The 13869-nt window shown below is 56.5% G+C and carries 12 protein-coding genes; 4 read left to right on the forward strand and 8 right to left on the reverse strand.

Annotated features, from left to right (window positions below; genetic code table 11):
• The first annotated feature begins 73 nt into the window (after positions 1-73).
• Positions 74-622, forward strand: a complete 549-nt coding sequence (locus Pan97_RS14705) for an inorganic diphosphatase (RefSeq protein ID WP_144973769.1) — start codon at positions 74-76, stop codon at positions 620-622.
• A 160-nt stretch (positions 623-782) separates the two neighbouring features.
• Positions 783-2075 carry a glucose-1-phosphate adenylyltransferase gene (locus Pan97_RS14710; RefSeq protein WP_144973771.1) on the forward strand — a complete coding sequence of 431 codons (1293 nt, stop codon included), beginning with the start codon at positions 783-785 and terminating at the stop codon, positions 2073-2075.
• 55 nt (positions 2076-2130) lie between these two features.
• Here the strand turns inward: Pan97_RS14710 and Pan97_RS14715 are convergent, their stop codons facing one another.
• The 7 genes from Pan97_RS14715 to rpsD all read right to left on the reverse strand — a co-directional run bounded on the left by Pan97_RS14715 (position 2131) and on the right by rpsD (position 10898).
• Positions 2131-2568 (reverse strand): hypothetical protein, encoded by a 438-nt coding sequence (locus Pan97_RS14715; protein ID WP_144973773.1) that lies wholly within the window; start codon positions 2566-2568, stop codon positions 2131-2133.
• A gap of 29 nt (positions 2569-2597) precedes the next feature.
• Positions 2598-3029 carry a hypothetical protein gene (locus Pan97_RS14720; protein WP_144973775.1) on the reverse strand — a complete coding sequence of 144 codons (432 nt, stop codon included), beginning with the start codon at positions 3027-3029 and terminating at the stop codon, positions 2598-2600.
• Between the two features lie 35 nt (positions 3030-3064).
• Entirely contained in the window at positions 3065-4009 is a 945-nt protein-coding gene (locus Pan97_RS14725) for an MJ0042-type zinc finger domain-containing protein (RefSeq protein ID WP_144973777.1), read from the reverse strand.
• 191 nt (positions 4010-4200) lie between these two features.
• Complete coding sequence (locus tag Pan97_RS14730) at positions 4201-5583, reverse strand: 2-oxo acid dehydrogenase subunit E2 (protein WP_144973779.1); 1383 nt, start codon at positions 5581-5583, stop codon at positions 4201-4203.
• A 96-nt stretch (positions 5584-5679) separates the two neighbouring features.
• The gene (gene aceE, locus Pan97_RS14735) at positions 5680-8379 is read right to left on the reverse strand and encodes a pyruvate dehydrogenase (acetyl-transferring), homodimeric type (RefSeq protein ID WP_391529989.1); all 2700 of its coding nucleotides are present in this window, start codon (positions 8377-8379) and stop codon (positions 5680-5682) included.
• Between the two features lie 290 nt (positions 8380-8669).
• Positions 8670-10100 (reverse strand): dihydrolipoyl dehydrogenase, encoded by a 1431-nt coding sequence (lpdA, locus tag Pan97_RS14740; RefSeq protein ID WP_144973783.1) that lies wholly within the window; start codon positions 10098-10100, stop codon positions 8670-8672.
• Between the two features lie 189 nt (positions 10101-10289).
• Entirely contained in the window at positions 10290-10898 is a 609-nt protein-coding gene (gene rpsD, locus Pan97_RS14745) for a 30S ribosomal protein S4 (RefSeq protein ID WP_144973785.1), read from the reverse strand.
• A 383-nt stretch (positions 10899-11281) separates the two neighbouring features.
• Between rpsD and Pan97_RS14750 the strand changes: the two genes are divergently transcribed.
• Together Pan97_RS14750 and Pan97_RS14755 are read left to right on the forward strand one after the other, a co-directional pair.
• Positions 11282-12583, forward strand: coding sequence for a Gfo/Idh/MocA family oxidoreductase (locus Pan97_RS14750; RefSeq protein ID WP_144973787.1), 1302 nt, complete (start codon positions 11282-11284; stop codon positions 12581-12583).
• 245 nt (positions 12584-12828) lie between these two features.
• Positions 12829-13356, forward strand: coding sequence for a hypothetical protein (locus Pan97_RS14755; RefSeq protein WP_144973789.1), 528 nt, complete (start codon positions 12829-12831; stop codon positions 13354-13356).
• A gap of 88 nt (positions 13357-13444) precedes the next feature.
• Here the strand turns inward: Pan97_RS14755 and Pan97_RS14760 are convergent, their stop codons facing one another.
• The gene (locus tag Pan97_RS14760) at positions 13445-13846 is read right to left on the reverse strand and encodes a VOC family protein (RefSeq protein WP_165698771.1); all 402 of its coding nucleotides are present in this window, start codon (positions 13844-13846) and stop codon (positions 13445-13447) included.
• Positions 13847-13869 lie beyond the last annotated feature (23 nt).

Consider the following 13869-nt stretch of genomic DNA (forward strand, 5'->3'; position numbering starts at 1 on the left):
GACCGACGTATGGCAATTTGGTAAACCTATTGGAGTCAGAAAAAAGCCTGACTCTTGAGGAAAATTCGCATCTATGACGCACGCTTGGCACGACGTGACCCCCGGTGAAGACATCCCAAGGGAATTCTGTGCGGTCATCGAGATCCCCACTGGGTCCAGCATCAAGTACGAACTGGACAAAGACACCGGGCTTTTGCGAATGGACCGCATGCTTTACTCGGCCGTTCACTATCCGGCCAACTATGGTTTTGTGCCGCAAACGCTGGCTGAAGACGACGACCCACTCGACGTGCTGGTGTTGTGCCAGGAACCAGTCGCCCCGCTGACTCTGATCACCGCACGTGCCGTGGGGCTTATGACGATGGTCGATAGCGGCAAGCTTGATCACAAGATTATCGCCGTCGCGGTGACCGATCCGGAATACTCTTCCTATAATGAAGCGATTGATCTGCCTAATCATCGCCGAAACATGTTGCGGCGCTTCTTCCAAGACTACAAGATGTTGGAAGGGAAATCGGTTGAGGTCGACGAGATCCTTCCTTCTGAGTTGGCCCTGCCGATCATCAACGAAGCCCTGGAACGCTACAGCGAACAGCGTCGCCGCGGATTTTATCGAAAGTAAGCGTCGCATCCGTTGCGGCGCAATAATTGCATTAAGTTGCGGCAATATCGGGTGGGCGGATGCGCATTGGCTTGCGTAGTCGCGATGCCTCACGTTATCGTTCGAACGCCACCGACTGAAATATCCCCAATGCTTTTCTTCCATGGAAAGAAGGTGACCTATGCGTAATGTCATCTGCCTGGTTCTGGGCGGAGGCCGTGGAACCCGGCTTTATCCATTGACCAAATACCGCTCGAAACCAGCCGTTCCGCTGGCGGGCAAGTACCGCTTGATCGACATTCCACTTTCCAACTGCTTGAACAGCCAGATGAATCGCATCTATGTGCTGACGCAGTTCATGTCGGTGAGTTTGCACCGCCACATCCGGCAGACGTATCGCTTCGATCACTTCAGCGGTGGTTTTGTCGAATTGCTGGCTGCCCAACAGACTGCCAGCGAAGGTTCCGACTGGTACCAAGGCACCGCTGATGCCGTTCGTAAGAACCTGCGTTATATCCAGCAGCACGGCATCGAATACGTTCTGATCCTTTCCGGCGATCAGTTGTACCGCATGGACTACCGCGAGATGCTCGACTCGCACATCGAGTCGGGCGCCGACGTCTCGATCGCAGGCCTGCCTGTTCACTCGAAGGACGCCAGCGGCTTGGGCATCATGAAGATCGACGAGACAGGCCGCGTGAATGGTTTTGTTGAGAAGCCCAAGACGCCGGAAGAACTGGCTCACGTCCGTACCGACCCGGCCTGGATTGATGCTCGCGGCATCCAATCGAACGGTCGTGACTGCTTGGCGAGCATGGGCAATTACCTGTTCAACCGCGATACGCTGGTCGAACTGCTGGAAAAGACTGACTACCAGGACTTCGGTAAAGAGATCTTCCCGGCCGCCATTCGAGCTAAGAAGGTGCAGATGCACATGTTCGACAGCTACTGGGAAGACATCGGGACGATCAAAGCGTTCTACGAATCGAACCTCGCCACGTTGGCTCCGACGCCTCCGTTTGAGTTCGTCGAAGAAGAAGCCCCGATCTTCACCCGAGCTCGCTTCCTGCCGCCCACGATGGTCATGGAAGGCAATTTCGCCAACAGCATGATTGCCGATGGTTGCCAGATCGGCAAAGGTTGCACGATCAAGAACAGCGTCATTGGTCTGCGTAGCGTCATCGAAGAAAACGTCACCATCGAAGATTCGGTGCTGATGGGTTGCGACTACTACGCGACCCGCATGGAAACCGAAGCCGACGAATCATCCGGACGACCGCGCATGAAGATCGGTTCCGGCAGCGTCATCAAGGGAGCCATCGTCGACAAGAATTGCCACATCGGCAACAACGTCCGCGTGGTGAACAGCGACAACCTGCCGGACAAGGAATATCCGGAAGGGGTCACCATCGTCGATGGCATCCCCGTCGTCGAAAAAGGTGCCTGCCTACCCGACGGCTGGACGCTTACCTAGTCGAAGCGCGTCCCCAAAAATGATCTCCAGTCCTCTCTCCCTCGAAGGGAGAGAGCTAGGGTGAGGGAGTCTCTTCGTCTCCATCCTCTTCCGGCAAAGATACTACCGTGGGGCGAGCCAAGCGAATCGCACCCGGCATCGCTAGTGGCAACGCCACGAAGTTCGCCACTTCAAACCAAACGGGATAAGGCAGCATCCATTGGTTAAATCCCACGGCAACCAATAGCAGCGCCCCAACGACGATCGACGTCGCCAGGCCGCCAATCTTCCGCGCAACCCACACGCTACAAAACACGACCAGCGCCCACATTGGTACGACCGCGGCCAACACCCAGGCCGGATATTTCTCGACGTGGGCGCAGATCTCTTCTTTCGTTCCCCCAAAGCCTTCGGGAAACGGATGCACCACCGCGCTGAACAGTTCGACGGCGATCACCAAGACGAACGCAACTGCGAGGCCTGCAATCAGGCCCAAGATACTACGTAGAAGCACTGAGTTGTTCTCCGATTCCCAATGACAGTTTATGGAGGACTAATGCGGTCGATCTCGGTGACATGGGCTTCCGCCCAGTCCTTCAACGGCTTCAACTGCTTTCGCTTCGGTCGAACCGCCTCCGTCTGCAACAGCCGAAGTGCCTCGTGTGCCAAGGCATGGTGGGGGCGCTGCTTGAAATCTTCATTACCGATCAATCGAGCAAGGATATGGAGGCCTAGTTTCTGGCAGCGTTCACCGTCATCTTTCAATAGATCAAGTAGTTGCTCGTCCGTCGGCCGGCAAACCGCGATGATGCAGGCCGCATCCTTCGGCCACAACTTGTGCTCATGGAAAGCTTGAACCAGTTGTGGCACCAACTCGATCGACTTGCCAGGGGGAAGCTTCTCCATCAGCGCGGCATGCTGATGGAGAAGTTGCGGGGTCTTGATGATCTGCTGAACAAGCGGGCTGGCTTTCATTAGAAAGGCTAAAGCCGGATCGCTCTCCGGCTATCCTACGGCAGCGTAATTGATTTCAAGCGAATCCTTCGTTCACTGACCAGGACCTCGTCCACTTCGCCAAAGGTGATCTTCGACGCGAGTTCCCGGACATCACCGTCGTATGGAAACGTGAAGACGCGCTGGCGGATATTAGGATCAAACCAATGCACATGGGTATGGGCGATCATCTCCTGCTTGAGGATTTCATAAATCTCCTTGGCTTGCTCACGACTGATCGACTCGCACTCCAGACGCACGAGCTTATCCGCGCCAAACTCCTGCTCCATCCGGCTGATTGCTTCCTTCGCAAGATCTCGTCCGCCGAATCCTGGGCCGCCAGGCATACCCGGCGGGCGCCCCCCTTGACCCAATGGGCCAAAAGGTTGCCCCTGAGGAGGCGGGCCTGGCTGTTGGGATTGCGACTGGTTCGTGCCATCATGTGGTGGAACATAGATTCCTTCATCTCGCGCGCCTCCTGGGCCACGCGGAGGTGCGAATGCCCCTTCACCTCGCGATGGTCCCGGGCCAAATTGGCCACCGGATACATCTCGATCCCGAGGCGCTCCCTGTCCCGAACCAGCCACTGGATAAAGTGTTGAGAAGGCGATGACGACCACGACCGTTACGCCTGTGACTCTTGCCATGCCCAGTAACACAGGCACGACAGAAAACGAACCGGATGAACTGTTGTTTTGCTTCGGTGGCAACGTCCCGAGCGCTGGGCCGGAAAGGGCTGGCTCGGAAGTCGGAATGTCGCCGAACAGATCATCCCCGAGCGGATCCGGAGCGCTCGCAGGGATCAGCAAGGGCTCTTCCTCCGGAGGTGGAGCCGCCCCTTGAATTTCCGCGACGAACTTCTGCGAGCACTTTTTACAGGTCACTCGCCGGCCGGCGAGCTTCTGGTCGGCAACCGGATATTTGGTGCCGCAGCTGGGACAGACAATATGAAGCTTAGCCATGATCACCCACTAGCAAGATCGGGTTTAAATTCGCGTCAATTATAACCACCAGAAATAGGAGATTGAACTCCATTCTGTTGGGTGGCATAGAATTGGAACGTCGTGCTCTTCACCGTCCATAAAAAAGCCCCCTCGCAATCTGTCTGCGCGAGAGGGCTTGTTCGTAGGTAAATCGATGAAGGCTCGGAACCCTAAGGAGCCATCAGCAGCTTGCTGGGGTTCTCCAGCAGGCTCTTCACGTCGTTCAGGAATCGCTGAGCCGTGGCACCATCGACCAGGCGGTGATCGTACGACAGGCTCAGTGGCATCATCAACCGAGCCACGATTTGGTCTTTCACGACGACCGGCATCTTGCGCGAGCGGCCAACCAACAGGATAGCAACTTCCGGAACGTTGATGATCGGCGTGCTGTAGGTGCCGCCGATCGCGCCGAGGTTGCTGATCGTGAAAGTTCCGCCTTGCAGGGCCGACATCTCGAACGTGTTGCCGCGAATGTCAGAAGCCGTTTGCTGCAGGCCGCGAGCGATGTCCGGAATCGACATCCGATCGGTGTTCTTCATGTTCGGCACCAGCAGACCACGGTCGGAATCGACAGCGATGCCGACGTTCACGTAATCTTTGTAGATGATCTGCTCTTGTTCCATGTCGATCGTGGCGTTCAGTTCCGGATGCTCACGCAGAGCAACGGCAACGGCCTTGATCAGAAACGGCATGGTAGTCAGCTTGACGCCCGCTTCGGCGTAGTCGTCCTTGCTTTGCTGACGCAGTTCTTCAAGGGCCGTGATGTCGGCGTCGTCGAAGTTGGTAACCCGCGGGGCGGTCGTCCAGCTCTTGCTCATTTGAGCGGCGGTGACCTTGCGGATCTTCTTCATCTTCTCGATGCGAACTGGACCGTACTTGTCCTCGTTCGCTTCACCGGTGAGCGATGGCAGCGAACCCGTCGCGGCCGGAGCGGAAGCCGTGCCCGACTTCGTCGATGGCCCCCCTTGATTCAGATCGCGAACCGTTCGCAGCACGTCGTCCCGCTCGATGCGTCCGTTGGGGCCAGAGCCTTGCACGTTACGCAGATCGACACCCACTTCCCGGGCGAAGCGACGCACGGCGGGACCGGCTGGTACGCTGTCGTCGGCGGACGGTGCTTCGGCAACGGGTACCGGTGGAGGCGTGGTCATGCGAGGCGGAGTTGCTGGCGCCGGAGCTGGCTTCGGCGGTGCCGGCGCAGGTGTGGGATCTTCTTTCGGAGGAGCAGGCTCAGGAGCTTCTTCTTTGGCTTCTGGCTCGGGAGCTTTCTCTTCTTTCGGTGGTTCAGCGGCTGGAGCGCTTCCACCACCGGAACCTGCACCTTCGAGCGTCACGATCGGCGCATGAACCGCGACGGTATCGCCCGTCTTAACATGGACCTTCGCGATCTTGCCCCCTTCGGTGCTGGGAACGTCGACCGTCGCCTTGTCGGTTTCGATTTCGATCAGGGTCTGTCCCTTTTCGACCGTATCGCCAACCGAAACATGGACGGCCAGCACGTCTCCCGATTCAATTCCATCGCCCAGATCAGGCAGTTGTACGTCTATCGACATGGTGAATAACCTTGCTTGGAATGCGTATTTCAAGTCGCATGGAAAAGCGGTCGTCGGCCGGGGGTCTGGCCGGCCGACGATGCTGCCAATATGCCGCTAGGCAAAATATGGATTTGGCTTTTCCGCGTCGTAATTTAAATCCTTGATCGCCTGAGCGACTTCGGTTCGCTCGATCACGCCGGTGCGAGCCAACTCGTAAAGCGTAGCAATGACCACCGACTCGGCATCGACCTCAAAGTGACGACGCAGAGCTTCGCGAGTTTCGCTGCGGCCCATGCCGTCGGTTCCCAAAGCAACCATGTTGCCAGGCAGGTAAGGACGGATCTGTTCGCCCCAGGCCCGGACGTTGTCCGAAGCCGAGATGAAAGGCCCTTCGACCCCTTCCATGACCGTCTCGATGTACGATTTTTTCGGCTCTTCGGTGGGGTGGAACATGTTCCAGCGTTCACACGTCTGAGCGTCGCGACGCAGTTCGGTGTAGCTCGTCACGCCCCAGACGTCGCTGGCGATGTTGTACTTCTCGGCCAACAATACAGCGGCATCGAGCACGCAGCGGGTAATCGTCCCGCTACCCATAAGCTGAACCTTCGCACGCGGCTTGTCGGCGTCTTGCGACTTCAGCTTGTAGATCCCGCGGATGATGCCTTCCTCGGCACCTGCAGGCATCTCAGGCATCACGTAGTTTTCGTTACCCACGGTGATGTAGTAGATGGCTGTTTCGCCTTGTTCGTACAGCTTCTTCATCCCGTCGAGGGTGATGACAGCCGTTTCGTAGGCGTAGCAGACGTCGTACGAGCGAACCGTTGGGAAGGCGATCGCGTTCAGGTGGCTGTGGCCGTCCTGGTGCTGAAGACCTTCACCGTTGAGGGTCGTACGACCCGCGGTACCGCCAATCATGAAACCCTTGGCACGCGTGTCTGCCGCACACCAGATCAGGTCACCGATCCGCTGGAAGCCGAACATGCTGTAGTAGATGAAGAACGGAATCATGTTGATGCCGTGCTGCGAGTACGAATTGCCAGCCGAGATGAACGACGACATCGAACCCGCTTCGGTGATCCCTTCTTCCAGGATCTGACCGTCTTTGGCTTCCTTGTAGTACATCAGCTGATCGGAGTCGACCGGCTCATACAACTGGCCCGAGTGGGCGTAAATACCAACCTGGCGGAACATCCCTTCCATACCAAAGGTACGCGATTCGTCCGGCACGATCGGCACGATGTTCTGACCGATGTTCTGGTCCTTGCACAGCTTGGAAAGCAGGCGGACGAAGCCCATCGTGGTCGACATTTCTTTCCCCTTGCTGCCACCGAGGAATTCTTTGTATTCCTCCAAGGTCGGGATCGTCGACGTCGGGTGCGACTTTGGGCGAGACGGAACCGGGCCACCCAGTTCTTCGCGTCGCTTCTTCAGGTAACGCATCTCGGCGCTATCTTCCGGCGGACGGTAGAATGGAGCTTTCACGACTTCTTCATCCGAGATCGGAATGCTGAAGCGCGTTCGGAACTCTCGCAGTTCCTCTTCGTTGAGCTTTTTCTGGTTGTGGGTAACGTTGCGGCCTTCTCCAGCTTCGCCCAAACCATATCCCTTGATCGTCTTGGCGATCACGACGGTCGGCTTGCCCTTGCACTGGGTCGCCGCTTTATAAGCCGCGTAAACCTTTTCGGGATCGTGACCGCCGCGGGTCAGCTTCTGCAGCTTCTCGTCGGAGTAGTTCTTCACCAGTTCCAGCAGTTCTGGGTACTTACCGAAGAAGTGCTTGCGGATGTAATCGCCTGACTCGACGACGTACTTCTGGTATTGGCCGTCGACGACTTCTTCCATTCGCTTGACCAGCAGGCCGGTCTTGTCGGCTTCCAGCAGCGGATCCCAGTCGCTTCCCCAGACCACCTTGATGACGTTCCAGCCGGCACCGCGGAAAACCGCTTCCAGTTCCTGAATGATCTTGCCGTTACCACGGACCGGACCGTCAAGACGCTGTAGGTTGCAGTTGATCACCCAGGTCAGATTGTCGAGCTGTTCGCGCGAAGCGAGGCTGATCGCACCCAACGTTTCGGGCTCGTCGCATTCGCCGTCGCCGAGAAACGCCCAGACGCGCGTCTTGCTGGTGTCTTTCAGCCCGCGATCGTGCAGGTAGCGATTGAAGCGAGCCTGGTAGATCGAGCAGATCGGCCCCAAACCCATCGAAACGGTTGGGAATTCCCAGAATTCGTCCATCAGCCACGGATGCGGATAGGACGACAGCCCCATTTCCGGCTGCAGTTCGCGGCGGAAGTTCTCGAGGTTCTTTTCGGTCAGACGACCTTCGACAAACGCCCGCGAGTAAATCCCCGGTGAAGCGTGCCCCTGGAAGTAAACCTGGTCCCCTTCGTAGCCGCTTCCACGACCACGCAGGAAGTGGTTGAATGCGACTTCGACCAGCGTCGCGCTCGAGGCGAACGTACTGATGTGACCGCCTAGGCCTTCAAAGTTCTTGTTGGCCCGCGTGACCATCGCCATCGCATTCCAGCGGATGATGCTCTTGATGCGGCGTTCAAATTCACGGTTGCCTGGGTAGGCCGGCTGATCCGAAGCGTGAATCGTGTTGATGTAGGGCGTATTGGCCGCAAACGGAACATCCACGCCGCGTGCGTGGGCTCGGTTTTCTAATGCTGAGAGAAGAAAGCGAACGCGGTCATCCCCTTTTCCTTCCAGAACATAGTCGAGTGAGTCAAGCCATTCCTGCGTTTCGGCTGGGTCCACATCTTGGGAAAAGGTCGACGGGTTGTTCCGCATCAAGTTCTCTTCCGCTGGCATGATTTTGGCGTTCGCCATGCAACTTCCCTTTTTTCAGTCCGTTGCTTTGCGCCAGGAAAAAATTTCTTCCGTCGCGACTTCTATTTGCGCGACGAGGTCTGGCGAAGCAACCCTCGATTAACTTATCTCAAAGATCAATCTCGGTTTAGGCCCGAGGCGGGCTTCGAGTCTGAATTCTACCGCGCTGAGTATATTTGTCAGCGAGTGGTAGGCGAACCCTCTCCGTGTTCTGCAGGCAGCAGAATCGGCACAAGCCCAATTAAAACCACAAGTTATTTAATGATAAGACGTTACGACTTCTTCTTCGGCTTGTAAATTTCGGTGGCGGTTCCGAAAAATACCTCGCCAGCGTTCATAACGGTCTCGCTCAAGGTCGGATGCGGGTGAATTGTCGAAGTCAGATCAAAGACTTCGGCACGCATTTCCAGGGCCAAAACGGCCTCGGAAATCATCTCACCGGCACCTGGCCCGACGATCCCGCAACCCAAAACACGCTGCGTTTCGGGGTCGATGATCCACTTGGTCAACCCATCAGTACGACCTAATGCTTGGGCACGACCACTGGCCGCCCAGGGATACATGGCCACCTCGACCTTCTTCCCCATGGCCTTGGCTTCTTCTTCCATCAGACCAGCCCAGGCAATTTCGGGATCGGTGAAGATCACGGCCGGAATCGCGGCTGGCTCGAACGAAACGGGATGCCCCAAAATGGCCTCGACGGCGGCACGACCTTCGTGGGTCGCTTTATGAGCGAGCATTGGATTGCCGGTCACGTCGCCGATCGCCGAGATCTTCGGATCGGCCGTGCGAAGCTGCTTATCGACCCCAATGAAACCGCGTTTGTCGACGACGCACTGCGTGTTTTCCAGGCCAATTCCCTTGGTATTCGGCCAACGACCGATCGAAACCAAAACGCGGTCATACTTGAACGTACCGAACTTGTTGGGTCCCTCGAACGCGACTTCAACCTTGCCGTCGCGATCGCCCAGCGATCCAACCTTGGTGTTGGTGAAGATACGCCCCTCGAACAGTTCTTCCAGCTTCTTGGCCAGCGGCTTGACCAGGTTGCGGTCGGCACCCGGCAGAAGCCCGTCGGTAAGTTCGACAACACTGACCTTGGTACCCAGATGGGCGTAGACGGTGCCCATTTCCAGCCCGATATAGCCACCACCAATGACCAGCATGGTCTCGGGAATGTCTTGTAGCTCCAGCGCGCCGGTCGAGTCCATCACCCGTGGCGAGTCGATCTGGAAAGCTGGCGGCATGGCGGCCACCGAGCCCGTCGCGACGATCGCATGATCGAACGTCAGCTTGCCACCCTCGGGAATGGAAGGGTCGTCCCCCTCAAACTCGAGGGTGCTCGAATCAACAAAGCTGGCCTTCGCCTTGATGACGGTCACGTTACGTTTCTTGGCGAGCTGACCGAGGCCGGTGGAAAGGGACTTGATGACCCCTTCTTTACGAGCACGCAGCTTGTCTAGCTCGATCTGAGGGTCGCTGAAGGTAACGCCCCAGTCCTTGTTCAGTTCGTGGACTTCATCAATTACGCGTGCCACGTGCAGCAGTGCCTTGGACGGGATGCATCCACGCAACAAGCACGTCCCCCCGAGACGCGGTTCTTTTTCAATGAGGGTGACTTCCATTCCTTCGTCGGCAGCCAAGAATGCTGCTGCGTAGCCCCCGGGACCACCACCGATGACCGCCAATTGGGTATGAGCCATGATGTCTCTCTAGCAAATTTACTAAGGCAAAATTGAGTTACTGACTTGAGATGCGGTAGTGGGGAGATGCGTCTCAAGTTCCACTGGTAACAGTGGCACATTGAACCAAAAAAAAAGGGACTCCGCGACGGGCTGTCGTGCCGGAATCCCTTTGAAATCTGCGAATTGCCGAAAAATTGATTTCGGAAATTAACGCGACATGAATTCGACCACCATGTTCACGTCCACCGGCAGGCTGATGTCTTCCGGGCCTGGAACGGCGTCGTAGGTCACCGACAGGGTTTCCGGATCAGGCGACAGAAATGCCGCTGGTTCGCCGGAAGCGTCCGCGTGAATGCTGCGGTAAAGGATCTGCAGCTTTTCACGGTTGCGAACGCTAACCACGTCGCCGGGACGCATCTGATAGGAAGGCTTGTCGACCTTGTGGCCGTTGACCAGGAAGTGACCGTGAACGATCCCCTGGCGAGCCTGGCAGCGAGTCAGAGCCAGACCGGCACGACGAACCACGTTGTCCAAGCGGCGTTCGCAAAGCGACAGCAGATTTTCACCCGTGTTCCCCTTGCTGTGCTTGGCGTGGGCGAAGTAGCGACGGAGCTGCTTTTCACCAATGCCGTAATAGTGCTTGATCTTTTGCTTTTCCATCAAAGCGGCACCGTAGTTGGACGGGCGCTTTGGACGATTGTGCATGCCGGGGGGGTTAGGCCGACGGTCGGCAGCACGCATGGCGCCGCGACTTTCGTAAATAACGGCACCGAGGCGACGGTTGATTTTGGCCTTGGGACCTGTGTAATGGCCCATGTGCGATTCACTCCTAAGATTCGATTTCCAGGAATCACCATACCGCTGTATCAGCGACGAAAACGTGATTCCTACATCCACGTTTGTTCCCAGGTCAAAACTTTAGACCGGGTGGAAACCACACATTGTGCCGCACCTACCCTCCTTTGACAAGGGGCTCTTACAGCCCTTTAGTCAAAATTGGGGCTGTACTTAAGTGCCGTAAAACCCGCCGCAGTTCAGCCATTCAACCCTTTTCCGTTGAATAAAGTGGATAAAAACGTTGTGGTTCTTGTCGCGAAACTTTGTATCCTGGAGATACATCAGTGAGAATGATGTAACTTCCTGCCAGCCATTTTTTCGGCTACCCCTCTACTAGACTTCTTGCCTGAAGGATTTTCTGCATGAGAAAACCAGCGTTAAGCCGTCGTTCTTTTCTCCAAACTTCTGCCGCAGCCGCCATGGTTGCGGGCACTGGTTTTCACCAATTGGCCTCGGCTGCTGAGTCGAACTCCGCCAACGAGCTACTGGATATCGCGTGCATCGGTGTTCAGAATCGTGCCTCGGCAAACGTCAGCGGGGTAAGTGGCCAAAACCTGGTCGCGCTGTGCGATATCGACGATAACTACCTGAACAAGGCTGCTGGTCAGTACAGCAAGCACAAGTCGAACAAGTACAACGATTTCCGCGTCCTATTGGACAAAGAGAAGAACATCGACGCCGTCGTGGTCAGCACGCCGGATCATACGCATGCGCCGGCCTCGATGTGGGCGATGCAGTTGGGCAAGCATGTCTACTGCGAAAAGCCAATGACGCACACGGTTCACGAAGCCCGTGAGATGACCAACTTCTCGGTCAAGAACAAGCTGGCCACGCAGTTGGGCACGCAGATTCACGCTGGCGATAACTATCGCCGCGTGGTCGAAGCGGTTCAGGCTGGTGCCATCGGTAACATGCAACACGTCGACGTCTGGGTCGGCAAAGGCTGGGGTGGCGGCACAGTCCCCACCGATAAGCCTCCGGTCCCTAATAACGTGCATTGGGATTTGTGGCTCGGCCCGGCAGCCTACCGGGATTACTCGCCAGTCTACATGCCAGCCCAATGGCGACGCTGGTGGGACTTCGGTGGCGGCACGCTCGGCGACATGGGCTGCCATTACATTGATTTGGTCTTCTGGGCACTCAAGCTGAAGTATCCCACGAAGGTCTCGGCTGAAGGCCCCGAGCCCGATGCCCACACGGCCCCCCTGGGACTTACCGTGAACTACGAGTTTCCCAAGACCGACGTCGCCCCGGCCATCACCATGAAGTGGCGCGACGGCAACCACGGCCCGAAAGAAATCAACGGGCACAAGGTTCCCGGCTCCGGCGTAATGTTCCACGGCGACAAGGGAATGATGCTGGCCACCTACGGCAACTTCACCCTGCTGCCTGAAGAAAACTTTAAGGACTGGAAAGCCCCTGAACAGAGCATCCCCAATTCCATCGGTCACTACGAGGAATGGATCAAGGCCTGCAAGGAAGGCACCCCCACGACCTGTAGCTTCGACTACAGCGGCCCCCTGACCGAAACGGTTCTATTGGGCAACATCGCCTACCGTAGCGGCGGACCGATCGAGTGGGACGCAGCTAGCCTGAAGGTCACCAACAACGACTCGGCAAACCAGTTCATTGAGCGGAAGTACCGCGAAGGGTGGCGGATCTAAGGTCCTAGGTCGCGAAAGCCAAAAAGCCCTAGGCAAAATGTCCAGGGCTTTTTTGGTTTCTTGAGTCAAAGAGTTTATGATTAGAGAAACTCTTCCAGAAGACCTCTCGCATCAATTCGACGTTCGTCGCCCAGGGTATCTCAGTGGATACGGATCAAGCCCCGGTTTGCTACCGATGTAATGTAACTGTGCCTCCCGCAGTCCATCAAGACACCGGCGGACTCTGCCGCAAATGCCAGAAGACGGTGCCAAAGCGTGTTGAGGTGGTGGATCTCGTCGCCTGCATGAAAGGGAAAGACAAGCGTTTTCGAGGCATCTACTTCGATAACTACTGCAAACGAAAGCCAACACTAGACGCCTTACCTGTTTTGCGAGAAGCGCTGCTTTCAGGCGATCATCACCTTGTCAAATGTGCTGCCGTCGCCATAGGCAAGATGAAGGAGAACGCCCGAGAGGCTGTTCCCGATCTACTCGCAGCCGCGGCATATGTCGACCATACCGGATTACCCCAGGCCTATCCGGAATGTCTCAACACGCTCATTTCTGTGGACAAATCATGCCCTGAAATCATACCTCTCATCAAACGATTCGATCACATCGATAATTGGAACCCGATATCTGCTTCCCTCAAAGCCCTGGCTGCCATTGGCAATGACGAAGCACTAGAGGCACTTCAAGACATACATGACCGATGGTCCCCTGAGTTCAACAAGACGCAGAAGCGAGTTGCCGACGAAATACTTGCTGAAGCGAAAGCACGAAGAAGTACTTAACGACTTTATCGGTAAGATCAATGAAGTTCCAGACGAGAACGCTCTCAGCCCTGGCATCACCAACCAGGGCTTTCGTATTCCTTGGATACTAATCAATAAACGGTGGATCCGCCGGATACACCGCCACTTCAATCGTGTGCCCATCCGGATCTTGAAAAAACGTCTGGTGCACGTTGCCGGCATTAACGCGCTGGATGAACTCGATGCCGTGCTCGTTGAGGATCTCGACCAGGTCGCTGTTGTCGTCCACGGCGAACGCGTAATGATTCGCGCGGGAGTTCGGGTTGTCGCCGTAATCTCCGAGGTGTTCCGTTTCCAGGATATGAATCTGAATGCCATATCCCACCAGCCAGGCCCCGGGGAAGTTGAACGGCGGGCGTTCGACTTCGCGAAACCCGAGAACGTCTCGGTAGAAGCCGCAAGCAACCCGGGCATCGCGAACGGCCAGGGCCAGGTGATTCAAGCTTTGGATGGGAATCGGACGGGGCATGGGGCAATCTCTCGGGAAGGACT

The organism is Bremerella volcania, assembly GCF_007748115.1.
In the GTDB taxonomy this organism is placed as follows: Bacteria; Planctomycetota; Planctomycetia; order Pirellulales; family Pirellulaceae; genus Bremerella; species Bremerella volcania.

What these genes read in the sequence shown, in the direction of transcription:
- Pan97_RS14705 (WP_144973769.1), top strand. Translation starts at nt 74, where the DNA reads ATGACGCACGCTTGGCACGACGTGACCCCCGGTGAAGACATCCCAAGG.
- Pan97_RS14710 (WP_144973771.1), top strand. Translation starts at nt 783, where the DNA reads ATGCGTAATGTCATCTGCCTGGTTCTGGGCGGAGGCCGTGGAACCCGG.
- Pan97_RS14720 (WP_144973775.1), bottom strand. Translation starts at nt 3,029, where the DNA reads ATGAAAGCCAGCCCGCTTGTTCAGCAGATCATCAAGACCCCGCAACTT.
- Pan97_RS14725 (WP_144973777.1), bottom strand. Translation starts at nt 4,009, where the DNA reads ATGGCTAAGCTTCATATTGTCTGTCCCAGCTGCGGCACCAAATATCCG.
- Pan97_RS14730 (WP_144973779.1), bottom strand. Translation starts at nt 5,583, where the DNA reads ATGTCGATAGACGTACAACTGCCTGATCTGGGCGATGGAATTGAATCG.
- aceE (WP_391529989.1), bottom strand. Translation starts at nt 8,379, where the DNA reads ATGCCAGCGGAAGAGAACTTGATGCGGAACAACCCGTCGACCTTTTCC.
- lpdA (WP_144973783.1), bottom strand. Translation starts at nt 10,100, where the DNA reads ATGGCTCATACCCAATTGGCGGTCATCGGTGGTGGTCCCGGGGGCTAC.
- rpsD (WP_144973785.1), bottom strand. Translation starts at nt 10,898, where the DNA reads ATGGGCCATTACACAGGTCCCAAGGCCAAAATCAACCGTCGCCTCGGT.
- Pan97_RS14750 (WP_144973787.1), top strand. Translation starts at nt 11,282, where the DNA reads ATGAGAAAACCAGCGTTAAGCCGTCGTTCTTTTCTCCAAACTTCTGCC.
- Pan97_RS14760 (WP_165698771.1), bottom strand. Translation starts at nt 13,846, where the DNA reads ATGCCCCGTCCGATTCCCATCCAAAGCTTGAATCACCTGGCCCTGGCC.